The following is a 24,911-nucleotide window of genomic DNA, read 5'->3' on the forward strand; positions in this document are numbered from 1 at the left end:
GGCCTTAAAACAAAAATAAAAAGAGAAGAATATAAAGAACAAAACTATAGTTTTGCTTTTATGGAATATTTTAAATCCTTGATAGTTGCTAGAAGATACTTATCAATAGGTGATTCATTATCAAGGATGCGGCTTTTGAATTCAGCTGTTAGCTGGTCAACTTTAATAAGCAGATCGTTATTAATTACATCATCATTGTTGATTTCTGCCACAAGAGAATTCGTCTCATTGATTAGGGCAGAGAAGTCTAGCTTAGAGAAATAGTCTCTTTGAACAGCACTTTCACAACGGTTAACTTTGTCATTCTTAAATGCGTTGAAACTGATAACTTTATTCTGTGTGATTGAATTTAACATTTAGCGGTACTCCAATAATCAATTACTGTTCATTTATTTTCACAAGTTTTGTGAACAGGCTGGATTATGGAGGAACTGGCCCGTGCTGTAAACTCAAATTGACGGGCCTTGTAATTTTTTCTGAGTATAATGATTTTAGACGTTTACGTCTCTTTTCTTCCACTTTGAGACGATGACTCCAAGAATTACAGCAAGTGCGACTGCACCAATCACGTAATTACTCTTCTTAATATATTCAATGGCCGTCTCACCAAATTTATAATAAACCGTGAAGTAGACCACACATGAAATCGACGCGGCCAAGAGGTCTGAGAGCGCAAATTTCCAAGCATTCATTCGCCCTAGCCCTGCTGATAAGAAAAGCGCATTCCTAAATCCAAATGGAACAAAGCGACCAAAGATTAGAGTAAAAACTCCATACTTCTTAAAGAAGGCGTTCACCGTATCAAGGCGCTCCGGTGTTACCATTGATGCGAAAAACTTTATACCAAATATTTTAGGGCCAAGGTAGCGTCCAATAAATCCGTAGCAAATTAAATCCGATAGGTAGGCTCCAAGGAATACACCGATAAAAAGTGGGTAGAGATATTCTGGGTTCTTTGCGGCTAGAATGGCCGAAGTAAATAACATGAGATCTTCTGAAATAGGAATATTAAATCCCGCTAAGAGAAGTAAACCAAAAATTATGAACGGTGCCATGTGAACGTGAGTGTTGATATAGAGCATGATCTGATCAATGAATTCCATTTTATCTCCTAGCATAATTTTTAAAAAAATTAGATTAAGAATATCCTAATTTGATTCAATATGCATTAGTTATCAGCGCATTTTTCCTCCCTCATATTACTACTACTTCTCTGGTATTATGAGTCCCGTGAAAAAGAGAATATTGAGATCACTCATTATTTTTTATATTGGTTTAAATACAAATCAAGTATATGGAAAAAACTTGGACTTCTTTCTAAAGTCTAAAGGGGATAACCATAATTACTTTATTCAAACCTCTGCTTCTCTTGGTATGTTTAAAGAAAAGACGTCTAACCAAGTTTTAAAAACTCAAAAAAATTCTCCAATGACATTAACTGCGGGACTTTCTTACTTTCCATCGTCAATAGAAAAACTTTCAATTGTTGCCTTAGGTAGTATTTCCTACCTTGTAGGCTCAGAGGTTGAAAGCGATAGTGGTAGTACTTTCTCAAATAACTTAAAGCTAAAGCCAGAGCTGGGAGCGAGCCTTTACGCACATAAGTCTTATACTCATCGTAATTCCACTGGTTTCTTCGGTGGAGTGGATTACGAATTATTTAATGTTTATAAATCAAATGAACTCTTAAACGGAGGAAATCTTGATTTTGAAACGAAGCGCATCTACTATGGAACGATAGGCTTAACTTTTGCACAAAAATTGATTACACCATTTGTTTTTAATTTAAGCTTTTCTCAATCGATAAATTCGCAAAGAGGGCTAAGTGGCCAGCGTTATCAAATCAATTATAGTCAAAAATATAGTGAGAATATGTGGTATCACATCTTTACTAAGCGACATGAATTAAAAAATGATTATCGACAACTAAGTATCACTCGCTTGGGAATCGGAGTAGGATTTTATTATTAAAAAAGGCCCTCATTAGAGGGCCTTCATATTTCTCGCTAATTATAGCTTGTTGAAATATTCTTGTGATCCTTTTGGATCTGGCTTCATTGTATCAGCACCTTTTGTCCAACCAGCAGGACAAACTTCTCCGTGCTTAGCTGTAAATTGGTATCCATCTACAAGTCTTGCAACTTCTTCAACATTTCTACCAACTGAAAGATTGTTGATTGAAACGTGTTGAACGATGTTATTGTCATCGATGATATAAGTTGCTCTAAATGCAACGTCACCTGATGGCATAAGTGCACCGTATGACTTAGAAACTTCTTTAGTTAGGTCTTCTAAGATTGGGAAGTTGATATCACCAAGTCCACCTTCGTTTCTTGATTGCTTAGTCCAAGCCAGGTGAGAGAAAGCTGAGTCAACAGAACAAGCGATAACTTCACAGTTAAGGTCTTTGAAAAGTTGAACTTTATCAGAAAATGCTGTGATTTCTGTTGGACATACAAATGTAAAGTCTAGTGGGTAAAAGAAAAGAACTTTCCACTTTCCTTTGAAGTCTGAAAGTGAAATTTCTTTGATTTCACCATTTACTACTGCGTTACCTTTGAATTCTGGTGCCGCTTTTGAAACTAATGATGTTGGGTAAACTGTTTCAGTCATAATATTCTCCTGTTTTCTGCTCGTATAACTATTGAATAGTTTATAAATTCTTGCGCTAAATTAAACCGCAGGGCCAGGGGAAATTCAAGACCTGCAATGTTAAAATTCATTCATCTTTTTGTAAAAAAGAGAAGAAATGAGTAAATAATTTCAGTTGCTTAAGCTGGAATTTAATCACAAAATCGCAAATATTTATCTAAAGATATAGTCCCAACCCACCGAAATGCTGAATGCAATAGACAAATTTATTGGAAAAGAGTCCAAATATATATCTAGGGAGAAAAAATGATGGATCCAAAGGCACATATACCTAACCCAATTGTTATTGAGCAAACGGCTAGAGGTGAGAGACAATATGACATTTATTCAAGACTACTTCTTGATCGTATTGTTTTTTTAGGTACACAAGTTAATGACACGGTTGCCAACCTACTTATTGCTCAGATGATGTTTCTAGAGCAGAGTAATCCAGAAGATCCAATTCATTTCTATATCAATTCACCTGGTGGTAGTGTTTATGCTGGACTCGGTATTTATGATATTATGCAGCACGTTTCTTGCCCAGTTTATACATACTGTGTAGGTCTTGCGGCATCAATGGGCTCACTGCTTCTAACAGCAGGGGAGAAGGGACACCGTTATTCTCTACCACACTCTAGAATCATGATTCACCAACCTCTTGGTGGAGCTCAAGGTCAGTGTTCTGATATTCAGATTCAGGCAAATGAAATTCAAACATTAAAAGACCAACTAAATGGTATCTACATTAAGCACTCGTCAGTTGATATGACGATGGAGAAGATTGTTGCAGCAACTGATCGTGACAACTACCTATCTCCACAGGATGCAATTGAGCTAGGTATTATTGATGGTGTTATTGAATCTAATAAGAAGTAAGATATAATTCTATTTTAGAATTAAAACTAAAGGACAATGAATGACTAAAAAAGATGGATCATACAATAGTTCACTTTCTTGTAACTTCTGTGGGAAGTCTCAAAAAGAAGTTAAAAAGCTAATTGCAGGACCTGGTGTTTATATCTGTGATGAGTGTATTGAATTGTGTAATGAAATCATTTATGAAGATACGGTTAAGTCTGTTTCTAAGGCCGCTCTCGATAATGTACCAAAGCCACATGAGATTAAGCTTCATTTAGATCAGTATGTAATTGGTCAAGACAGAGCAAAGAAAATTATCTCAGTAGCCGTTCATAATCACTATAAGAGAATTGCCCACGGTGATACGAAGAGAAAAGATGATTCAGTAGAGCTTGCAAAGTCAAATATTCTACTAGCCGGGCCAACTGGTTCCGGTAAGACTCTTATTGCTCAATCACTGGCAAAGTTCTTAAATGTACCATTTGCAATTGCTGATGCGACTTCACTAACTGAAGCGGGTTATGTAGGGGAGGACGTTGAGAATATTATTCTTAATCTCCTTCAAGCATGTGACTACGATGTTGAAAGAGCTGAGCGCGGTATCGTTTATATTGATGAGATCGATAAGATTGCACGTAAGTCAGAAAACCCATCGATTACAAGAGACGTTTCTGGTGAAGGTGTACAGCAAGCACTTCTAAAACTAGTTGAAGGTACTGTTGCTTCTGTTCCTCCAAAAGGTGGACGTAAGCATCCTCAACAAGAATTTATCCAAGTTAACACAAAGAATATTCTCTTCGTAGTTGCTGGTGCTTTCGTAGGGCTTGATAAAATTATTGAAAAACGTATGACGAAAAGGCCAATGGGACTTGTTGCAAAACAAACTGTTGACGCTGAAGAGTCTGTTATTCAAAAGCTTGGTGGTATTGAAGCAGAAGACTTAACGAAGTTTGGACTAATTCCTGAATTTATCGGACGTCTTCCTGTAAACGCACTTCTTGAAGAGTTAGATGAAGACGCACTTGTGTCGATTCTAACTGAACCGAAGAATGCGATTACTAAACAATATCAAAAACTATTTGAGTTTGATGGAATTGAGCTAGAATTCGAAGAAGAAGCTCTTAAAGCTATTGCACAAACAGCACTTACTAGAAAGACTGGTGCTCGTGGACTTCGTGCCATTATCGAGCAAACAATGCTTGAAGTAATGTATGATGTTCCTGCAAACGATAAGGCAAATAAAGTTGTGATCACTGCTGCTTCAATTGCAGGTAAGGAATCACCACGTGTTGAAGAGGGCCCTAGAAAAGAGAAAACTTCAGCGAGCTCAACTTTAGAAGCTAAGAAAGATATCGAATCTGCTTAAGAGTTAATTATTAAAAAACTAATAAATAGAATAAGAGGGCCAGGCATTTCGCTTGGCCCTTGTTCGTTTAAGCGGTGTAGAAATTACACTACATCTCAAATGTCAGTTTTTTTTAGCTAACCGGCCTATACTTATCGGATACCTTAAGTGCTTGTAAATATAGGCCTATGCACTGTGAATTTATTGAGGGGCATAAGATTCCGACCAAAAAAAGTTTCAAAATATTTATAGGTTCTTGATACAATTTATAAAAGGGTTAGAGATTAGACATGAAGTCTTCCCATCTTTACCTTTTCCCAGAATTTTTTTGACAAGTATTAATAGTGCAGGAGGTGCTATGTCAGACAAGAAGTCAACTGAGTCGAAGAGCCTACCGTTACTTCCGCTAAGAGACATGATTATTTTTCCACACATGGTTGTTCCACTATTTGTAGGAAGAGAGAAGTCAATCAACGCCCTTGAGGAAGCATCAAAAAATGGTAACGAGCTTTTTCTAGTTACACAAAAGGATGCGAGTATCCTAAACCCAGATCGTGAAGATGTTTACAACGTAGGAACTGTTGTAAATATTATTCAAATGCTACGTCTTCCAGATAATACAGTAAAAGTACTTATCGAAGGGAAGTACAGAGCAACAATCGAGGAATTTGAAGCAAGAACAGAAGGTTACTGGGCAGAAGTAACTAAGTGTGTTCCAGCTGTTCCTGAACAAGTAAAGATTGAAGCTACGGTAAGATCGATTAAAAATGTATTCGAACAATACGTGAAGCTTAATAAGAGAATTCCACCAGAATTACTTATGAGCATTTCATCAATCACTGATCCATCAAGATTAGCTGATATTATTGTTGCACACCTTTCAATGAAGATTCCTGAGAAGCAGGAGATCTTAGAAGCGGTGGATATTGAAGCACGTCTTCAACTTCTTCTTGAAAAAATGCAAGGAGAGATCGAGATTATTAACGTTGAGAGAAGAATAAGAACTCGCGTTAAATCTCAAATGGAAAAATCTCAAAAAGAGTACTACTTAAATGAGCAAATGAACGCTATTCAAAAAGAGCTTGGACAAAAAGATGAGAAATCTGAAGTTCAAGAAATGGAAGAGCGTCTAGCTAAGAAAGTAATGCCTGAAGAAGCTGTTACTAAAGTACAAAAAGAGATTAAGAAACTTAAGTCAATGTCTCCAATGTCAGCTGAGTCTGCGGTTGTGAGAAACTATATTGATTGGATGCTTTCTCTTCCATGGGGAGAGTATACAGAAGATAACAATGATGTAACTCATGCAAGAACAGTTCTTGATGATCATCACTTTGGAATGAAAGATGTTAAAGAAAGAATTCTTGAGCATCTTGCAGTAAGAAGTCTTGTTGGTTCAGAAGGAAAGGGAACGATCCTTTGTCTAGCAGGTCCTCCAGGTGTTGGTAAAACATCAATTTGTCAGTCACTTGCTGAATCACTAGGAAGAAAGTTTGAAAGAGTTTCTCTTGGTGGTGTTAGAGATGAATCTGAAATTCGTGGTCACCGTCGTACATACGTAGGTGCAATGCCAGGGAAGATCATCACTGCACTTAAGAAAGCAGGGACATCAAATCCAGTTATCCTTTTAGATGAAATCGATAAGATGACATCTGATATGAGAGGGGACCCCGCTGCAGCAATGTTAGAGGTACTAGACCCAGCTCAAAATAAGAACTTCGGTGATCACTATATTGAAGTTGAGTACGATCTATCAAAAGTAATGTTTGTTATGACAGCAAACGATCTAGGACAAATTCCTGGTCCACTAAGAGATAGAATGGAGATCATTAACCTTGCTGGTTACACTCCAATTGAAAAAACTCAGATTGCTAAGAAGTACCTTGCACCACGTGCATGGAAAGACAATGGACTAAACGATTACGAATACTCAATCTCTGAAAATACAATCATGGAAGTTGTTCGTGGTTATACGAAAGAAGCTGGTGTTCGTGGACTTGAAAGACAGTTCAATACTATCGCAAGAAAGATTGCAACTGATGTTGTGACGAAGAATGTTGAGAAAGGTAAGAAGTTCTCAATCTCTTCAAAGCAAGTTCAGAAATATCTTGGTCCAGTTAAGTTTGATGACAATGTAATTGAAGAACAACCAGAAGTAGGATTAGTTAATGGTCTAGCGTATACTTCAGTTGGTGGTTGTCTTCTACATATTGAAGTTATCGCAGTTCCTGGTAAGGGTGGTATCCAAATCACTGGTAAGTTAGGTGAGGTAATGACTGAATCTGCTAAAGCAGCAATGAGCTATGTTCGCTCAATCGCTGGCCGTCTTGGTATTGATCAAGAGTGGTTTGAAAAGCATGATATTCATATTCATGCACCTGAAGGGGCAACGCCAAAAGATGGCCCTTCTGCAGGGATCACAATGGTTACAGCGATTACTTCAGCAATCTCTGGAATCCCTGTAAGGCAAGATGTTGCCATGACAGGTGAGGTGACAATTAGAGGTCGTGTTCTTCCAATTGGTGGCCTAAAAGAGAAAATGCTTGCAGCTAAGCAAGCAGGAGTAAAAACAGTTGTTATTCCTGAAAAGAATAGAAAAGATCTTCTTGAGATCCCACCGGAAATCAAGCAAGGATTATCAATTCATCCTGTTTCACATGTTGAAGATGTACTGAAACTAGCTCTAAACTTAACAGAGCCAGAGAAGTTCATGCAGCATGTAGGGCTGAAGGTTATTGACTCTGGGAAAGGGATGGAAGTGGCTAACTAAGCTGCTTGCCTCCTATTATAAAATTAATACTTGTTAAATCAGGCCCTGCATATGCGGGGCCTTTTTTATTTCAAGAGGTTATAAAAATATCAATTTATGACGTATAATAGATAGAAATAGGAGTTGATATGTCCAAGAAGTTTCTAATTATCCCTTTATTACTAATGACAAGTAATGCATTCAGCTTACCTAAGAACTTTGGGTATCGTTCAAGACTAAAGGCCTGCATCGACAAGGCCGTAAATTCTGATTGTGACTATCAAGTAAAGGGGAAGTCTATAAGCGGTGAGTGCCGTGAGGCAAAGAAAGGTAAGAGGCTTATTTGTGTTAATTTAGATAAGCTCGAAAAATAAAAACACCTCTTTCGAAGTGTTTTTTATTCTCCTGAAGCACCGTAATTAGGTAAAACTCGCGCTGATGGATCATCAACCTGACAGTTTTCCCACTCTTTATTAGGCATCCAAAAGTCTGTAATAAGGCCTGAAAGCCCTGGAAAGTGCTCTTCAAAGAGATCACGATACATAAGAGATTCTTTCGTAAATGGAGTCGCATACGGATATTTTTCACTCGCTTTAGATAGCTCCTCTTCGCTATATTTCTCTCCTGCAAGTGCCTTAAGCCAATCAACCATATCGTGCCCAACAGCGTCTGAGAAGGCCGCTTTTTCACGCCATAGAATTTCATTAGGAAGATAACCACTATGATCAAAAGCTTTTCTAAGAAGAAATTTCCCTTCTCCTGACCAATTCATTTTAAGCTCTGGTGCAATTCCCATAACGTACTCGATAAAGGCCTTGTCACTAAAAGGGACACGCGCTTCAAGCGAGTGAGAACTTATCGAGCGATCTGCTCTTAGTACATCATAGAGATATAATTCGTGAACACGTTTTTGAGCTTCCTTTTGGAACTCAAGAGGACTAGGTGCAAAGTCAGTGTACTTATAGCCAAATAGTTCATCACTAACTTCTCCTGTTAGAACAACCTTAACATCAGTTTTTTCACGTATGTACTTACATACAAGTGACATACCCATTGAAGCTCGAATTGTAGTGATATCCCATGTTTCAAGCTTATGAACAAGCTCCCTTAAGTGTTCAAATGCTTCCTCTTTTGTGAAGATGACTTCATGGTGCTCACTACCGAGGTAGTCAGCAACAATTCGTGCATATTTTAAATCAATTGGATTTGTATCAATTCCAACGGCAAATGTTTTAATTGGGCGATCACTAAGTTTTGCTGCAATGGCACATACTAGCGATGAATCAAGACCACCTGAAAGGAGGAAGCCTACCGGAGCATCAGCATCAAGCCGCTTTCTCACTCCTTCAACTAAGTGATCGTGAATCCCCTGATAAACGGCCTCTAAATCTTCTTTTTCACGAGGTTTAATCTCTCGAACATCAAAGTATGGTGTAAATTCACCATCGGCATAATAGTGTCCTGGTGGAAATGGTTTGATATCTTTACATAGACCTTGTAGCGCCTTTACTTCACTGGCAAAAGCAATTTTTCCATCTTCAGGCCCATATCCATAAAAGAGGGGACGAATACCAATTGGGTCTCGTCCTGCATAGTATTTACCTTCGCGTTCAATAACAAAAGCGAACTCCCCATCAAGAGACATAAGAAGTTTTTTAATACCGTACTCTTCAAAGATTGGAATAATGACTTCACAGTCTGAATCTGATTTAAACTCATAACGATCAATATAGTCAGTTTTTAAAATACGGTGGTTGTAGATTTCGCCGTTGCAGACTAGGTGTGTTTGAGACTTTGAGATAAAAGGTTGAGAGCCGGCTTCACTTAGATCCATGATGGCCAGGCGGTGAAAGCCCATCGTTCCTTGCGCTAATTGATGGATGGCCCTTTGATCTGGCCCGCGGTGAGAGATAAGATCAAACTTCTCTTCAAACTCTTTTTCTTCAACTTTTCCGGTAAAAACACTAAAACCACACATGAGAACCTCCATATTATTAGTTATGTTCGGATTTTTTTAATAATTTCTCAATATTGAACACTAATAACTATGAGTTATTTAATAAATGACCTAAAATAGTGACAGATTAATAATTTAAGGGGTGGGTTGTGGCCGATAACTACGAAATTGATAGTATTGATAAGAAGATCATTAAGCTTATGGAAAAGGATGCCCGTATGCCATTTCTTGAAATGGCCCGAAAAATAGGGGTTTCTGGCGGAACAATCCATCAGCGAGTTGAAAAACTAAGAGAGGCCGGTGTTATAATTGGAAGCACAATCAAAGTCGACTATTCTAAGCTAGGTCATAATGTTGTGGTTCTCTTGGGTCTTCACTTAGTTAATGCACGCGATATCCACAAGGTTATCGATAAGCTTGAGAAGATGGATGAGATCGTTGAAGCTTATTATACTACTGGTGACTACGCTCTTATTGTAAAAATCATTGTTAAAGACATTAATCATTTTCACGAATTTCTTATTGGAAAAATTCAAATGATTAAAGAGATTCAATCAACTGAATCTTTTATTAGCTTAAAACAAGTTATAAACAAGAGTTTAAATGTTTAGTGCCCTAAGTATGTAAGAGTCTTCTTTACAGCTATCCCAATTAATAGAAGAGCAAAAAGTTTTTTAAGAATAGCTTGATTGGCAACACTTGATATCCTTGCTCCAAACTTAGTAAAAAAGAAGCTTGCGATAGAAATTCCTAAGAATGCCGGTAAGTAGATATATCCAAGGGAATACTCTGGCGTGGCCTTGTCTAGGCCATTATAAACATAGAATGAACTACTGAAAAGTGCAATTGGAATTCCTAGAGAAGCTGAAATGGCCACAGCATTTTTCATCTGATAACCACGCCATGTAAGAAAAGGAACGCTAATTGTTCCTCCGCCAATCCCAAGAACTGATGACTTAAGGCCTATGATAAAGCCTGTGAAATTAAATAAGAAATTTGAAGTTTCTTTTGGTTCTTCAACCTTGGATTTGTAAAAAATCATCTTTAATGAAACGAGATAGAGATAGCAAATAAAGATAAACTCTAGGGTTTGGGCCTTTACTATATTAACGAGATAGGCACCAAAACTTATTCCGACAATCATTGGCACTAAGAATTTCTTTGTAATATCAAAGAGAAGATTTCCCATATTATAATGTCTGAGAGTTGAAGCGCTTGCGGTAATAACAATTGTAGCAAGGGAAGTCCCTAGGGCCATATACATTCTAATATCTGGTGAGAAACCTTGTTTTTGAAATAAGAATAATAGGGTTGGAACAATGACAACACCTCCTCCAATGCCAAAAAGGCCAGAGAGTGTTCCAACAAATGCACCAACGAGTAAGTATAGTAAGAAAATCATGCTAACAATATGCACCCATAAATGAGCTTAGACAAGAAGTATACTTGTTCATTATTGTCGGAAATCGACCTGAAATCATTGATTACTCGAGGAATATTCTCTCTTAGGTCTGCGTCAACGCAAAAGTTGCCATATGCTTATTTTAAAGGCTTTTAATGAGAAAATAGAGGGTAGTGAGGACCTTATGAATCTATTTAAAAATAAAACAAAAAAGAATCAGCCTGAAACAAAATCTATCGTCGAAATTGAAATGAGTCAGGCCAACTTAGAACTTCAAATTAGTGAAGAAAGACAGCTAATTGGAGAATATGAAGAGATAAATAAATCACTAAGAAAAGAAGTTGAGTTACAAAAGATCAAGCTTCAAAAAACCGAAATTGAATTATCGAGATTGCAAAGTACTCTTACTGATGAGTATGCAGATAAGGAGATTCTTGAAAAGAGAATTGAAAAGATCCAACAGCTAAATAGTGAACAAGAAGGACAGCTAAAGGAGTTGTTAGAAGAAAAGCAATTGATTATAAGCTCCATTGTCCAGCTGAAGAAACAAGTTGAAGAGATCAACAATTCACATCGTTCAAACTTAGATGAATTAGGTCGCATCAGAGTTGAGCTAGGAAATTTAAAAGGTGAGGAACTCTCTCTTAAAAATAAGGCATCTGTTTTAAATGGAGATAAGGCCTTTAATATGGATACACGTTCTCACTTACAAGTAGAAATAAATGAAGCTAAGAAGAGAATTTCTAAATTAAGATTAGTAATTGAAGAAGATAATAACACGCTTAAAAAATGTGATTCAAATATCGTAGAACTTGAAAATGAAAGACTTAAGTTAGATGCTGAGATTTCTGAACTTATTGAAAAAACACAAGAGGTTGTCGAAAAAAAGCATAATGAGAATATAAAACTTGAGAAACTAACGTTGCAAGTTCAAGACGTTAGAAGTGAGAAGTTGAATTTAGAAAAGCATCTCGAGTTACAACTTTTAGATTTAAAGGTTGTTGCTTCAAAACAGGCCAAATTAAATCAAGATATTATCTCTGTTGAAACATCGATTAAGAAGCTAGAGAGAGAGTCTGAATCACTACGTACACAAGAAATGAGTGAGCTTGAAATAGTATCAGGACTTGAATCTGAAATTTCTTCTAGAGAAAAGAAGAAACAGGAGCTATTACAGGATATTCAGCTGTTAAAAATTGAGTCTCAAAATTTCAAAGACAAGATCGAAGAAAACAATATTAATTCGGAAAATTTAGAAAAACAAATCAGTGAGCTAAAAGAGACAGAGAGTGTTTCTCTTATTGAAATTGATCGTCTCGATAGAGAATATAAGAAAACGAAGAAGGAATATGACACTGTCTTAGCACAATCACTTTCTCTTGAAAAAATTGTTCAAAACTATCAAAGTGAAGTTGAACGACTAGATTCTAGTGTTGAAGAACTTTTAACAAAGAAGCATAAGGCTATTTTAAATAATGAAAATCGTGAAGTGAAGATAACTTCTTTGCAAAAACAAATTGAAGAGGGAAGTCATCGAATTAGCGAAATTCGACTTGAACTACAAGATTTAAAAGGCCGTGATGTTGAAGCAAGACAAACACTGATTGACCTCGGACTCGAACATAAGAATGTTGAATACCAAAAACTAGTACTTCAAGATCAAGCCGAAAATTTAAGAAAAAGTATCGAATTACTAAATACTAAAATTGAAAAGTCGCAAACTGCGTTTGAGCTACTAAATTCTGATTGTGAGTCTCAAAATAACTTAATTAAACAATTAGCTGATGATGAAAATGCACTGAGTGAAACTAATAATGAGTTACTTTTAAAGATTGGAAGTCTAAAGGGGCGCATTCAAATTGGTGACAATCGTATTGAAGTCAAAGGTTTAGAAATCGAGGAACTTGCTAAGGAGAATCAACGTCTTAACAACATTTCAGAGAGCTTATGTGACAAACTGAATAAGACAGTTCGTATGATTGAATCTTTAGACGCTAAGATATCAACATTTGAGGGACAAATTAAGGCCCTTGATTTTGAAATTAATGCAAATCAAGTTTCATATGATGAGGCGCTATTAAAGATTAAAGAAATGGACTCAAAAACTCTTAATCTTAAGGATAAAGTTCTACGTAAGTCAGATGAACTTAAAAGTCTTACTTCATTACGCAAGAAATTTGAAAGACTGGCCAATAAGAAGACCTCTTCGGTTGAAAATATGAAGACTGAGCTAGATGAATTAAATAAGGGGATAGAATCTGAGTCGAGACTTTATACAGAAACACTTTCTAGGAAAAGGGAACTCGATGATGAGCTAACTTCTCTAAGTCTTGAGGTATCACAGCGACAAGAAAAATCTAAAAAACTACAATCTGAAATCTCTTCAATTGAGGCAATGATAGAAAGCGATGAAAGAACTATTCTACAATTAGAAGATTCTATTGTTAATCAAGGAGAAGTTCTAGAAAGACTAGAAAGCTCTCGTTTAAGCCTATTAGAGCAACATAAGGATTTAAATAATCAACAAATCGTCAGCAACGAAGAACTTACTAAAGTTGAAAATGATTGTTACTCTCTTAGGGTATCACTTTCTGATCTTGAAAAAGAAATGAATGATATTGAAACAAATTTAGAAGCAAATATTCTTCGTAAGATTCAATTAAATGAAGAAGCAAAGAAGCTAGAAAAGGATATACGATTTGCTAAGGCCGATATCGTTAAGTTAAATAGTGAAAATGAGAAAAGTGTAAGTGAGCTAAAGACTGTTGAAGAATTTCATAAAGAAAAGCTAGAGCTCCTGCAAATTGAGCTTGACGAAAAAGAACTGGTTTCGAATGAGCATCTAACTCGCCAAGGTATGCTTACTGAAGCAAAGAACTTATTAAGTTCAGTTGAAGGTGAACTAAGTGATGTTCTTTCAGAAAAAGAACTTCTAACAACTGGAATTACTAATTCAAAAAAATTAAAAGGTGAGGTACTTCTAAGAAAAGATGAGTTAGAAGAAGAGATTTCTAGTATAAAAGATGAAAATAGAGAAAACCGTCATATCCTTTCTGGTCTATCTCTTGAAATATCTAGTTTAAAGAATGAATGTAGTCATCTTGAAATAAGCTACAATGAAGAATTAGAGAAGTCTAAATCAATTGTTAAGTCTATTGATATATTAAGAAACCAAGCTAGAGATCTAAAGACTAAGCAAATAAACGAACAGAAGCAATTAGATACTTTAAAGGAAAATATTCAACCAGCAGTTGATGAATTGGCATTTGTTGAAAGACAAGTAGAAGCAGGGGCTCTTTTAAATAAACTGGAAGTTGCACTTTCTCGTGTTGAATTTGATGCAAATCTCTATGCTGAGGATGATGCTTTAATTCTTATTCGCGAAGAGAATATTCTTTTAAATATTTCAAACTATCTCGAATCTCTTCCATTTGTTTTCTCTAAGATTAATGAAGTGAAGGTTAATTTAACATCTGAGGAAGCGATTGCAATTACTGCTCGAGGTGAATTGCGTTGTGATACTGAGCTAACAAAAGAGTTATTAAGAGATAATGTAAAAGGGAAGTTTAAAAAAGGGCTTCGTTTTAAAATTTCTAATGAACAGATAAAAGTTGAGATTTTAACAAAAGAAAAAAGCCTAGGCGCAAGGGCCTAGGCTTATAATACTATCGACAATAAGGGATATCGTATTTCTTTGTGAAAACTTGTTTGTACTCTCTGTCTCCACGTCTTCTGTTGCGGATAACTTCTTTTTTTAGAGTGATTTCTGATGTTTGGTTTTGTCGATAAACTGTTTTAACCATTCGACAGTTTCTATCTTTTCTCCCAAAACAAACTTTTTCTTCTTTTTCTACCTCTATTGGATATGTAAGAATTTTAGAACCAACGACGATGTCTTTATAACGATTACCATCCTTGCTACCACCAAGCCATACTCTCTTATAGACTGGATACTCTGAAATCGATTGGATTTGATCATTATTAATACAAACGTCAAAGATAGAAATATGTCTACCTAGGTAAGCAACATCTCCATCTAGTTTTAAATCGTAGTTTTTCTTTACATACTTTCTAATAGTCTTCCAGTCGTACTGTTTTAACTCTGTAAGATCGTCGACACCGCCGACAATTCCACCAGTACCGGCATCAACGCCACCATTATTTCTATTTAATGCACTAATTCCACCTGTTCCTGCGACTGTGTTTAATGCAATTCCTAGAAATAATATTGCAATTATTGACTTCATTATAAAACCTTATTCCTTTCTCATTGTGTCAGTGGCCATGAATGTGAATGTTTTTATATCACCTAACATGCCTTCTTTTTTAGTTACTTCAATCTTTTTGTAAAATGCTTCCTGATCGATTTTTAGCCATGCTCGGTAACCTTCTGGACTTAGTCCTTCAGCATAGAATGCAATTAGGTTTTTTTCGGCGAGATCAACATCTTGAGTCTTTACATATTTCTCAACTAAGTTGAGTCCAAGCCTTTTTACAAGCTTCGGTGAAAACTCTATTTGCTTGTCACCAGTTGTGTACATATTTGTCTTAGTTAGCTTAAGGACGCCAAGGTCTAGCATACGATCTGCAGTTTCTGCTCCGCTCATTCCATAACGATATTGAATATACTCATTCGTAATAGGGGACATTGAAGCGAGACAGTAAATCTCTGCAAAAACCTTATCGTAGAACATTTCCTTATTAGCTTCTTCGCTATATTCAAGATTTCCTACTGTTGAAATAGGAGATTTCTTTTGAATTTCATTTGCAACTTTTTCAGGAAGATTCTTTAAAAGTAGGCCACCGTTTGGGCTATCAATTAAGCAAGTATATAGTCTTACAAGAGTTTGATAACCTGGCCTATTTTCTTGAGCTAATAGACGCTTTAGCGTTCTTTGGTGAATACCAGACTTTTCTGAAAGTTTACGAAGTCCAATAGATTCACTTCTAAATTGCTTTAGGTGTGATTCTAAATCTAGAGCAACTTGCTCTTTGAGCCCTAGTGAAGGAATGGCCTTCTCTTGCAACTCATTGATTATATTGGAGTTTTCTTCTCTCATTTTGCCTCAAGTATTTTTGGCGATCTTACCACTTTTCATAATTTTATTCATTTAAGCAGTAAAAATTACAAAGGCCGAAGCAGTGCCTCGGCCAATAGTTTTATTTATAGTGAGCGCCTCTTAGGGAAAGGCGCTCACCTAGGCCCAAGCTTATAACTAGTTACAAGCTGGGATTTCGAAAGACTTAGCGAAAAGTACTTCTACTTTGTCATCGTGATCACGTCCACCACGACGAGTAACTTCTGAAACAGTGATATCTCTAACAACTGGTTGAGTTTCCATTTTAGTTACAGTTTTACAGTTTCTGTCTTCTTTACCAAAACAGATCTTTCTTGTTACTTCTCTTGAGATTGGGAAAGTTAGTGTTTCGTAACCAACAACGATATCTTCGTATCTGTCACCACCATTACGGCTTCCACCGATCCACTTTCTTTCATAGATTGGGTACTGGCTTAGAGTAACAAAGTTATCACCTTCAACACAAACGTCAAATGCAGTAACGATACGGCCAACAAATACTGAGTACCCTGAAGAAATCTCTAGGCTTGGGTTAGCTTTAACTTCAGCTCTAATTGTATCCCATGAGTCATTTGCAGATAGTGCAAAAGATGAAACGCTTAGTAGTGCAGCAGCAAGTGCGATAATTTTTTTCATAAATTCCTCCGATTTGTTTGTTATCAAAAATTGATTTATTAATTTCTATATTTTTAAAGTTGCTTTGATGAAATGAAATTAATTTGATTGATATAAGGTGACAATCTCTTTAACGGAAATGGGCATTTTTATCAGACATTGTCCTTATTCTTTATTTTTGTCATGACAAATGGACAAATCAGTATAGTTTAATACAAAAAAAGGGCCGCTTGTGCGGCCCTTTGATTTATTTTGTTTGAATTTTATTGGCAGTATGGAATGATGTATTCCTTCTTAAAGTGGTCTTGCTCGACTTCTCTAGGTCTATCACTATTTGGTCTATAAACAATAACTTTCTTCACTTTAACGTTTTTAATTGTTTCTGTTGATACCTCTTTCTTAACTTCACGACATCGCTTTCCGTTATTATTACAAACCTTTTGGCGTGTTGTGTAGTTTATTGGATATGTTAAATACTTGCTTCCAACAATTTCAGTTTTAAAACCATCTTTGTCAGCACCGTAATGACTTTTCCCAACATATCTTGTTTTATAGATAGGAAACTTTCTTGTCGTTTGAATTTCGTCACCATTTAAACAAGTTTCAAAAATACTTACAGGTCTTGATACAAAGACAGTTGTACCCTCAAGCTTAACGTCAAAATTTCTCTTTGTTACATCGAGAATTCTTTGCCAAGAAGTTTGCGGCCCAAGCTTTGAGAAATCATCCTTAGTAGGTTTAGGGCCTCCTGAGACGCCACCAACGCCAGCATATATCGACATTGTCGAAATGATAGCTATTAATTTTATTATATTATTCTTCATATTACTTCTCATTCAAAGTGTCTGTTACCATAAAAGTAAAAGCTCTCTTTGCTCCTTTTGATTTGTCTTCATTTGCAATTGCAATTTTTTCCTCAAATGCCTTTGCATCTACTTGCAGCCATCGATCATAAGCTTCTTCACTTAACCCATCAGCGAAAAAGGCGATGATATTTTCTCCGAATGACTCCGCATTTTGTACTTTGCTGTACTTTTCAATTAATGATAGTCCTAAACGCTTTAAGGTTTTAGCACTAAAATTTGCTTGGTTTTCACCTAGGCTATAGTGACCACTTTTCGTGACTCTGAGGGCCTTCATTTCAATCATTTTTTCTACTGTTAGCATTCCACTCATTCCGTAACGATATTGTATTAACTCGTTAGTTATAGGCGCGCATGCCGCTAGTATATATATCTCAGCAAAAGTACGATCGTAACTCATCTGAGTTTCGATATCTTGATGATATTGTATTTTTTCTGAGACTTTATTTGGATTGCATTTCTTTATTTCATTTCGAATGACTTCTGGGACAAGTTCTAAGAGTAGGGACTCGTTGCTTGTATTAAAAATGACTCGATAGATTTTATAAAGTGTTTGATATGTAGGCTTATTCTCTTTTGCCAGGATTCGATAAAGTGTTCTTTCACTAACTCCTGTTTTTTCAGAAAAAAGACGAACACCAATTTTTACGCTCTTATACTCATCTAGTTTTTTTGCTAGATCTAAGCTAACTTGCTCAATAAGTGCTAGGGGCGCATGAGATAATTGTGGGGTGTTCATTTTATCCATAGAAAGCTTGAATAGCATGAGTCGAATCTGTTATCTACTCATGCTATAAAAAGTATAGCTTAAGTACCTTAGGGAAAATACTTAAGCTATTGAATTTATTAGTTACAAGCTGGGATTACGTATTCTTTAGTGAATAATGTTTTCTTGATCGTACGATCGTTTGATCCAACATTTCTTCTAACTACTTCTTTTACAGATACGTTCTTAGTAAGGTTTTGGTTAACTGTGTAAGCAACTCTTTTACAGTTCTTGTCACGGTTATTACATACTTGCTTGTATGAAGTATAAGTAGTTGGGTAAGAAAGGATTTCGTAACCAACGATTACTGATGCGTATCCATCTTCGTCAGCTTCTGGGTGAGTTTTTCCAACTTTAACGATTTCGTAGATTGGGAATTCTCTAGTAGTAACAAATTGGTCACCGTCTAGACATACGTCAAATGAACTTACTGGACGACCAACAAATACAGTTGTTCCTGAAATCGATAGATCATAATCAGCAGAAACTTCAGCTCTGATTGTATCCCATGAATCATTTGCAGATAGTGCAAAAGATGAAACGCTTAGTAGTGCAGCAGCAAGTGCGATAATTTTTTTCATAAATTCCTCCGGTTTATTAGACATTCATTTAATATTTGAAGCCTTTAATTAATTAAGTTGTTTTGATGTAGAGGTTATATTTTTGACGAAAGAAGATGTCTAAAAAACACAAAGAATATTTAAATTTTCTCGGACAACGGCAGTAGAGCGGGGAATTTTAACTGTCATGAGTAGGAAGATGACAGTAGAAAAAGAAAAGGCCGAGCATAAACTCGGCCTCAACTTTTATATGTACTTGATATTAGTTACAAGCTGGGATTTCGAAAGACTTAGCGAAAAGTACTTCTACTTTGTCATCGTGATCACGTCCACCACGACGAGTAACTTCTGAAACAGTGATATCTCTAACAACTGGTTGAGTTTCCATTTTAGTTACAGTTTTACAGTTTCTGTCTTCTTTACCAAAACAGATCTTTCTTGTTACTTCTCTTGAGATTGGGAAAGTTAGTGTTTCGTAACCAACAACGATATCTTCGTATCTGTCACCACCATTACGGCTTCCACCGATCCACTTTCTTTCATAGATTGGGTACTGGCTTAGAGTAACAAAGTTATCACCTTCAACACAAACGTCAAATGCAGTAACGATACGGCCAACAAATACTGAGTACCCTGAAGAAATCTCTAGGCTTGGGTTAGCTTTAACTTCAGCTCTAATTGTATCCCATGAGTCATTTGCAGATAGTGCAAAAGATGAAACGCTTAGTAGTGCAGCAGCAAGTGCGATAATTTTTTTCATAAATTCCTCCGATTTGTTTGTTATCAAAAATTGATTTATCAATTTCTATATTTTTTAGTTGTTTTGATAAGGAGAAATTAATCTAGTTGAAATAGGCCGTAAATTTTTTCTCTGTTTGAACACTAATTCGTCCGACATTGTCCAATTGTAACAAGTTCTTCAGGACAAATTGGTTAGAAATAGGACAAATGGATTGTATTGAGAATCTAAATTTAAAAAGTATTATTAATACAGAGTATATTGAAGAACTAATTTTAATGATGCTGATTTTAAAAGTAGGTAGATTTTAGACAAAAAAAAAGAACTCTTTAGAGTTCCGATTTTTTCTTTTGAATTTATACCACAAAAAAAGTGGTGGGCGATGACAGGATCGAACTGCCGACATCTACCTTGTAAGGGTAGCGCTCTCCCAGCTGAGCTAATCGCCCTCCGATTTGAAGTGGAGTTAGAATAAGGATTTCACTCTCACTTGTCAATACTATTTTTAAAAAAAGTTTAATTTTTTTAAAACAAAAAAGGCCTCTAAATAAGAGGCCTTTATACTTGTTTAAATTTTTGGATTTTCTTTTCTGATGTATCCAACAGCATTGTGACTGTGAAGACTTTCTAAGTGCTCAACCTTAGCTTGCCAGTCTAGAATCTCTTCAGCAGAGTTTAAAACCTCAGAGATTCGTCTCGTTGAGTGCTCAACGAACATTGGGTTATCACCATTAAGGATAGCGAATGCCTGCTCATCAAGTCTCTTAACTAGAGATTGAGTTTCTGTTGGAAGAGCAATTCTCATAAGATCAACTAGATCTTCAAGATGGAAGTTAGACTCCGCCTTATAAGTTGCAGTGATTGTCGCAACAGATCTTTGAGAGTGAGCAGAAGCAATACCACTTCCTTCAGTTGTCTCTCCATTTCTATACTGTTCTTCGTACTGCTTCGACATTGAAAGAGAACATGGACAAGTTGATGAATATTCGTATTCCATTGTTAGGTTGATTAGAGGAATCCCATCACGTCCTTCAACACCTTCCATTGATACTTTATAGTATTGCCATCCCCAGTTTCCTGACTTTAATGACTGTTGCTTAACAGGGTAGTTAAAGTCCAGCGTTAGGTGAGCTTGAGGAATTAAAGGTTCAGTATCGTAGTCACGAAGATCTGTACGATATCTTCTAAGTACTGTTGCAAAGAATTGATTGTTTACATTCTTTTCTAATCCTTCGGCCTGAAGGATATTACAGAAGCGAGACATATTTGCACCTGTCTTGTGTGCTTCTAAGAATACGAACATAGATGCTTGTGCGTCTGTTGATCTAACAGTTCCGTCTCTGTGTTCAAAATTTAAAGGGATTCGAAATCTTTCAATACCAACTTTTGGAATGGCGATATGAACTTCATTAGCTGTCTTTTGAAAGTCATTTAAACCTGTTTCATCTTTGATTTGGCAATTTAGGATATCTTCGCGGCTATTTCTTAGCGCTTCGATGTTTTTCATAGTGTGTCCTTTTGTTCCTTATGCAGAGGTAGGTGTGGTCCAACCTTTGGTTTTATTAATAATAGCACGTTTTAACGTGTTCAAGCACTTTTGGCAAACGACCTCCGTAGTAATTATAAGACTATACAGTGTTTGTATAGGTTCTTTATGAACGTAAGTTACTGAATTTTGGGAAATTACCTCATTTAATAAGCTTATTTTTTCTAAATAAGGTAAAATAGAATGTGACGAGGAGCTTGATATGAAGGAAAGATCCCTAAGAGTCGAGAATTTCATCAGATATTTTGGTGAAATTGAGGACGTCAAAAAACAGATTGAGTGTTGCCCTAAATGTGGGGCCAAGTTCACTGTGACTCATTTGGCCGATCATGACAACCTCTACATCCATGAAGAGGTGACTTGTGAGAATTGTACTTATGGTACAGAGGAAACACTTCATATCCTAAATTAGTTTAAGGAAGAATAGTGAAGCCAACATTAATTATTGCTGTCATCGCCAGCCTAGGAGCTGGTTTTCTTATTGGAAAATCTCAAATACCAAAACCTAAAATTCAAATCAAAGAAGTCGAAGTTATTAAAGAAAAGAAAGTTGAAGTGATTAAGGAAGTTCCCGTCATTGATAAAACCGGGGACGAAGCTTTAGCAAAGGCCTTTACATTATTCTTAGCGGCCCTTGGACTTGAGAAAGTAAAGGTTCAAGAAGATGAAGTTAAAGAGATCATGAAAGACCCAACGGACTTTATTGCTCGAAACTCGTTAAAAGAAAAACTGACTCCACAAAAAGATGAGCGCAATGAAGAAAGTCGCTGGGGGATGCCTCGTCAGGCGTCTGGCATGAGTATTTCTAAGAATGAGAGCGCGTATAAAAAGGTCAGATTTTCTCCTATTCCTGCTATATCTGAACCAACTGTTTTTATAGCAAAGTCGAAAGTCATTAATGATGCGAAAGAGCTACAAAAAATTAATGGATCTTATTCAGGTCAGATTAATTTTTTTGATGGAAAGTACAAAGGTCAAAGACATCGCCTTGTTTTAAATGTCGACTATTTCGCCTCTGATGATGGTAAGGGGACTGACGGGCAGTCTGAAATTCTCTTATATGATGAGAGTGGAAAGAATTATTCTCACTCTCGTGGAACTGGTGGTAATCGTAATATTTTAAATGGTGAAGACGGCTCTTTTATTATCAAAATTGTCGACAATAATTTCATTCACTTTGTGACAAAGTATGGAATGAAGATGGCAAATTATTACGACGATGGAAAGCTTGTTGGAATTGCCAAACTTAGCGAAAATTAATTCTTACGTTCACTATAGCGATCAACTAGAAAATCAGCTTGATCTCTTGTCAGGTAGGTAAAGCGCATAAGCTCTTCCATGACATCGACGACACGGTCACGAAAACTTGATTCTTTCATGGCACCATCTTCTTCAAATTCTTGATAGGCCTTAGCTACAGAGGATTGGTTTGGAATGGTAATCATACGCATCCATCGGCCAAGAATTCTCATATTATTAACAGCATTAAAACTTTGTGAGCCACCGCTAACTTGCATGACGGCCAGAGTCCTTCCTTGTGTCGGGCGAACAGCGCCAATTGATAGAGGAATCCAATCAATTTGTGTCTTCATTAGCCCCGACATATTTCCATGTAGCTCAGGAGATGACCAAACTTGTCCTTCAGACCAAAGGCTAAGCTCTCTTAACTCTTTTACTTTTGGATGCTCAACTGAGCGGTCATAGTCATAAACTGGAAGGCCATCAGGGTTAAAGAACCTCACTTCAGCTCCCATATGCTCAAGGATTTTTCCGGCTTCTTCAGCAAGTAGCCTTGAGTATGAGCGCTCTCTTAGTGAACCATAGAGAATAAGGATACGTGGTTTATGCTCAGATGGTTTCGTCTCTGGTGCTTTTAAATTAAATTTTTCGCTTTCTAAATACTTCATTAGTATCTCCACTTATTTGCAATCTTAACGAGGCTTAACATGACGGGGACCTCAATTAGTACCCCCACTACAGTTGTTAGGGCCGCTCCTGAATTAAGTCCAAATAGTGCAATGGCAACGGCCACGGCAAGTTCAAAGAAATTACTGGCCCCAATCATTGAACCAGGGGATAAAATATTATGTGGTAAGCACATCTTACGACCAATTCCCCAGCTCACAAAGAAGATAAAGTAAGTCTGAATTGTTAGAGGAATGGCAATGAGAAGAATATGCATTGGGTTCGCTAGAATTTTTTCTCCCTGAAAGGCAAAAAGAAGAATAAGTGTTGTTAAAAGTGCAACAATGGAAATAGGCTTAAGTCTTGCCATAAAGACTTCGCTAAACCATTTCATACCAAATCTTTTGATTAGGACTTTATTTGCGATATAGCCAGCAAGTAGTGGAATCACTACGAAGATTACAACTGAGCTAATGAGAGTGTCGTATGGAATTGAAATACTTGTGACACCTAATAGGAATTGAACAATTGGTATGAAGGCCACAAGGAGAATTAAGTCATTTATGGCAACTTGAACGAGAGTGTATTCTGGATCGCCCTTTGTTAAATATGACCAAACAAAGACCATTGCCGTACAAGGTGCGGCTCCTAGAAGAATGGCACCTGCGATATATTCTTGTGCAAGCTCTGGACTTAAATAAGCTGCATAAATTTTTGAGAAGAATAACCATGCAAAGAAGGCCATGGTAAAAGGTTTTATAAGCCAGTTGATAATCACTGTTAGACTTAGGCCTTTTGGGTTCTTTCCAACATCTGCGATGGAGTTGAAATCAATTTGGACCATCATAGGAAAAATCATAAGCCACACAAGAATAGCAACAGGTATATTTACTGTGGCAATATTCATGTCACTTAAAACAGTTATTGATGTTCCAAGAAACTTGCCTAGAACGATTCCAGCTACAATACAGATTGTTACCCAAATACTTAAATAGCGTTCAAAAAATCCCATCTTATATTCTCTCTTCTAAAGTTAAAATTGTCTCTTTTATTTCATCTCTCACACGACGATAGACTTTAAGTATTTCTTCTTCGTCACTAAGGTCCTTTGTTAGGCGAGGAGGATCATCAAAACCGATATGAATGATCTTGCCACCTGGAAAGTAGGGACAATTCTCATTGGCGTCACTACAAACTGTGATAACGATATCCATTTTTACGTCTAGTTCGTCAGTTGTATTTGATGTGTGAGTTGAAATATCAACACCAACTTCTTTCATCACTTTGATGGCATAGGGATTGAGTCCGTGTTTTTTTGTTCCTGCCGAATAGAAGTTATACTTGTCGCCTTTTAGGGCCTTGCCCCAGCCTTCGGCCATTTGAGATCGACAAGAATTTCCAGTGCAAAGAAATAGGATATTCTTTTTCATTTTCTTTTCTTTGTTGATAGAAAGCAGTCAAGAATTGGGCAGTCACTAAGCGGCTGACTTTCATCAACACAGCAAGTGGCAAGTCCTTGAAGGGACTTCTTCATCTTCTTTAGGTCTTTTATCTTTTCATTTATTTCATTAATTTTAGCTTCTGTTTTGGAGAGAACGTCACTGCACTTTGCGTGATTCTTTATCCTAAGGTCTAAGAGCTCCTTTGTTTCACTTAATGTGAAGCCAAGCTCTTGTGACCTTTTAATAAATTTAATTCTAGTGATGTACTCATCAGGGTAGTACCTGAAAGCACCTTGCTTTTTAGGTTGAATAAGAATGCCTTTTCGCTCATAAAAGCGAATGGTTTCAAGATTAACACCGGAGGCATCGGCCAGTTTTCCTATGGTCAGTTGTGTTTTCATTTTCATAATATACAGTCTGTACTATAGTACGGAGTCAAGTACGTCGATACTTTT

26 protein-coding genes and 1 tRNA gene are annotated in these 24,911 nt (G+C 36.6%); 9 read left to right on the forward strand and 18 right to left on the reverse strand.

The features are described 5' to 3' along the window. Positions 1-44: 44 nt before the first annotated feature. Positions 45-356: a hypothetical protein gene (locus M902_RS02860; protein WP_021265784.1), complete on the reverse strand. Its 312-nt coding sequence runs from the start codon at positions 354-356 to the stop codon at positions 45-47. A gap of 135 nt (positions 357-491) precedes the next feature. Then, positions 492-1,103: a DedA family protein gene (locus M902_RS02865; RefSeq protein WP_021266118.1), complete on the reverse strand. Its 612-nt coding sequence runs from the start codon at positions 1,101-1,103 to the stop codon at positions 492-494. 127 nt (positions 1,104-1,230) lie between these two features. Here M902_RS02865 and M902_RS02870 point away from each other — a divergent pair, with 127 nt between their 5' ends. Further along, positions 1,231-1,971, forward strand: a complete 741-nt coding sequence (locus M902_RS02870) for a hypothetical protein (RefSeq protein WP_156979698.1) — start codon at positions 1,231-1,233, stop codon at positions 1,969-1,971. A gap of 39 nt (positions 1,972-2,010) precedes the next feature. Here M902_RS02870 and M902_RS02875 read toward each other — a convergent pair whose 3' ends face one another. Further along, the gene (locus M902_RS02875) at positions 2,011-2,613 is read right to left on the reverse strand and encodes a peroxiredoxin (RefSeq protein WP_021266305.1); all 603 of its coding nucleotides are present in this window, start codon (positions 2,611-2,613) and stop codon (positions 2,011-2,013) included. A 285-nt stretch (positions 2,614-2,898) separates the two neighbouring features. Here M902_RS02875 and M902_RS02880 point away from each other — a divergent pair, with 285 nt between their 5' ends. From M902_RS02880 to M902_RS02895, 4 genes are all read left to right on the forward strand, one after another. Next, positions 2,899-3,510, forward strand: coding sequence for an ATP-dependent Clp protease proteolytic subunit (locus tag M902_RS02880; protein WP_021266245.1), 612 nt, complete (start codon positions 2,899-2,901; stop codon positions 3,508-3,510). A 40-nt stretch (positions 3,511-3,550) separates the two neighbouring features. Continuing rightward, on the forward strand, positions 3,551-4,858 hold the full coding sequence (gene clpX / locus M902_RS02885; RefSeq protein WP_021266518.1) for an ATP-dependent Clp protease ATP-binding subunit ClpX: 1,308 nt from the start codon (positions 3,551-3,553) through the stop codon (positions 4,856-4,858). A 337-nt stretch (positions 4,859-5,195) separates the two neighbouring features. Further along, positions 5,196-7,604, forward strand: a complete 2,409-nt coding sequence (gene lon, locus M902_RS02890) for an endopeptidase La (protein WP_021265812.1) — start codon at positions 5,196-5,198, stop codon at positions 7,602-7,604. Positions 7,605-7,732: 128 nt separating this feature from the next. Further along, positions 7,733-7,957 (forward strand): hypothetical protein, encoded by a 225-nt coding sequence (locus M902_RS02895; protein WP_021265707.1) that lies wholly within the window; start codon positions 7,733-7,735, stop codon positions 7,955-7,957. Positions 7,958-7,980: 23 nt separating this feature from the next. Here the strand turns inward: M902_RS02895 and asnB are convergent, their stop codons facing one another. Next, the gene (gene asnB, locus M902_RS02900) at positions 7,981-9,561 is read right to left on the reverse strand and encodes an asparagine synthase B (protein WP_021265810.1); all 1,581 of its coding nucleotides are present in this window, start codon (positions 9,559-9,561) and stop codon (positions 7,981-7,983) included. A gap of 128 nt (positions 9,562-9,689) precedes the next feature. Between asnB and M902_RS02905 the strand changes: the two genes are divergently transcribed. After that, positions 9,690-10,151, forward strand: a complete 462-nt coding sequence (locus tag M902_RS02905) for an Lrp/AsnC ligand binding domain-containing protein (RefSeq protein ID WP_021266003.1) — start codon at positions 9,690-9,692, stop codon at positions 10,149-10,151. Here M902_RS02905 and M902_RS02910 read toward each other — a convergent pair. Then, a complete protein-coding gene (locus M902_RS02910; protein WP_021266345.1) occupies positions 10,148-10,942 on the reverse strand; it encodes a sulfite exporter TauE/SafE family protein in 795 nt (264 codons plus the stop codon). The two genes, M902_RS02905 and M902_RS02910, sit on opposite strands and share 4 nt — an antisense overlap. A 133-nt stretch (positions 10,943-11,075) precedes the next feature. On the opposite strand from M902_RS02910, the gene M902_RS02915 reads away from it, so the two are divergent. Beyond that, on the forward strand, positions 11,076-14,597 hold the full coding sequence (locus M902_RS02915) for a hypothetical protein (RefSeq protein WP_021266291.1): 3,522 nt from the start codon (positions 11,076-11,078) through the stop codon (positions 14,595-14,597). Positions 14,598-14,607: 10 nt separating this feature from the next. On the opposite strand, the gene M902_RS02920 is transcribed toward M902_RS02915, so the two are convergent. The 9 genes from M902_RS02920 to folE2 all read right to left on the reverse strand — a co-directional run bounded on the left by M902_RS02920 (position 14,608) and on the right by folE2 (position 21,070). After that, on the reverse strand, positions 14,608-15,189 hold the full coding sequence (locus M902_RS02920) for a hypothetical protein (RefSeq protein ID WP_021265776.1): 582 nt from the start codon (positions 15,187-15,189) through the stop codon (positions 14,608-14,610). A gap of 9 nt (positions 15,190-15,198) precedes the next feature. Then, positions 15,199-16,002 carry a hypothetical protein gene (locus M902_RS02925; RefSeq protein ID WP_021266139.1) on the reverse strand — a complete coding sequence of 268 codons (804 nt, stop codon included), beginning with the start codon at positions 16,000-16,002 and terminating at the stop codon, positions 15,199-15,201. A gap of 156 nt (positions 16,003-16,158) precedes the next feature. Then, positions 16,159-16,656 carry a hypothetical protein gene (locus M902_RS02935; RefSeq protein WP_021265805.1) on the reverse strand — a complete coding sequence of 166 codons (498 nt, stop codon included), beginning with the start codon at positions 16,654-16,656 and terminating at the stop codon, positions 16,159-16,161. A gap of 242 nt (positions 16,657-16,898) precedes the next feature. Continuing rightward, positions 16,899-17,459: a hypothetical protein gene (locus tag M902_RS02940; RefSeq protein ID WP_021266467.1), complete on the reverse strand. Its 561-nt coding sequence runs from the start codon at positions 17,457-17,459 to the stop codon at positions 16,899-16,901. 1 nt (position 17,460) lies between these two features. Next, positions 17,461-18,246 carry a hypothetical protein gene (locus M902_RS02945; RefSeq protein ID WP_156979699.1) on the reverse strand — a complete coding sequence of 262 codons (786 nt, stop codon included), beginning with the start codon at positions 18,244-18,246 and terminating at the stop codon, positions 17,461-17,463. Between the two features lie 98 nt (positions 18,247-18,344). Beyond that, complete coding sequence (locus M902_RS02950; protein ID WP_021265981.1) at positions 18,345-18,845, reverse strand: hypothetical protein; 501 nt, start codon at positions 18,843-18,845, stop codon at positions 18,345-18,347. A 241-nt stretch (positions 18,846-19,086) separates the two neighbouring features. Next, entirely contained in the window at positions 19,087-19,584 is a 498-nt protein-coding gene (locus M902_RS02955; RefSeq protein ID WP_021265805.1) for a hypothetical protein, read from the reverse strand. A gap of 352 nt (positions 19,585-19,936) precedes the next feature. Next, positions 19,937-20,012 (reverse strand) — tRNA-Val (locus tag M902_RS02960). A 119-nt stretch (positions 20,013-20,131) separates the two neighbouring features. Then, positions 20,132-21,070 (reverse strand): GTP cyclohydrolase FolE2, encoded by a 939-nt coding sequence (folE2, locus tag M902_RS02965; protein ID WP_021265930.1) that lies wholly within the window; start codon positions 21,068-21,070, stop codon positions 20,132-20,134. Between the two features lie 241 nt (positions 21,071-21,311). Between folE2 and M902_RS02970 the strand changes: the two genes are divergently transcribed. Both M902_RS02970 and M902_RS02975 read left to right on the forward strand, forming a co-directional pair. Next, the gene (locus tag M902_RS02970) at positions 21,312-21,521 is read left to right on the forward strand and encodes a hypothetical protein (protein ID WP_021266029.1); all 210 of its coding nucleotides are present in this window, start codon (positions 21,312-21,314) and stop codon (positions 21,519-21,521) included. A 14-nt stretch (positions 21,522-21,535) separates the two neighbouring features. Next, positions 21,536-22,369, forward strand: a complete 834-nt coding sequence (locus M902_RS02975; protein WP_021265858.1) for a hypothetical protein — start codon at positions 21,536-21,538, stop codon at positions 22,367-22,369. On the opposite strand, the gene arsH is transcribed toward M902_RS02975, so the two are convergent. Genes arsH through M902_RS02995 form a run of 4 tightly spaced genes read right to left on the reverse strand, consistent with a single transcriptional unit; the run spans position 22,366 to position 24,857 of the window. Further along, complete coding sequence (gene arsH, locus M902_RS02980) at positions 22,366-23,016, reverse strand: arsenical resistance protein ArsH (RefSeq protein ID WP_021265729.1); 651 nt, start codon at positions 23,014-23,016, stop codon at positions 22,366-22,368. The genes M902_RS02975 and arsH overlap by 4 nt on opposite strands. Next, positions 23,016-24,026, reverse strand: coding sequence for an ACR3 family arsenite efflux transporter (gene arsB / locus M902_RS02985; RefSeq protein WP_021266437.1), 1,011 nt, complete (start codon positions 24,024-24,026; stop codon positions 23,016-23,018). Before arsB ends, arsH begins: the two co-directional genes overlap by 1 nt. 1 nt (position 24,027) lies before the next feature. Further along, positions 24,028-24,444, reverse strand: coding sequence for an arsenate reductase ArsC (locus M902_RS02990; RefSeq protein WP_021266512.1), 417 nt, complete (start codon positions 24,442-24,444; stop codon positions 24,028-24,030). Beyond that, positions 24,441-24,857, reverse strand: coding sequence for a MerR family DNA-binding protein (locus M902_RS02995; RefSeq protein ID WP_040314060.1), 417 nt, complete (start codon positions 24,855-24,857; stop codon positions 24,441-24,443). The genes M902_RS02990 and M902_RS02995 overlap by 4 nt, the downstream gene beginning before the upstream one ends. Positions 24,858-24,911: the final 54 nt, after the last annotated feature.

It is taken from the genome of Bacteriovorax sp. BAL6_X (assembly GCF_000443995.1).
Lineage (GTDB): Bacteria > Bdellovibrionota > Bacteriovoracia > Bacteriovoracales > Bacteriovoracaceae > Halobacteriovorax_A.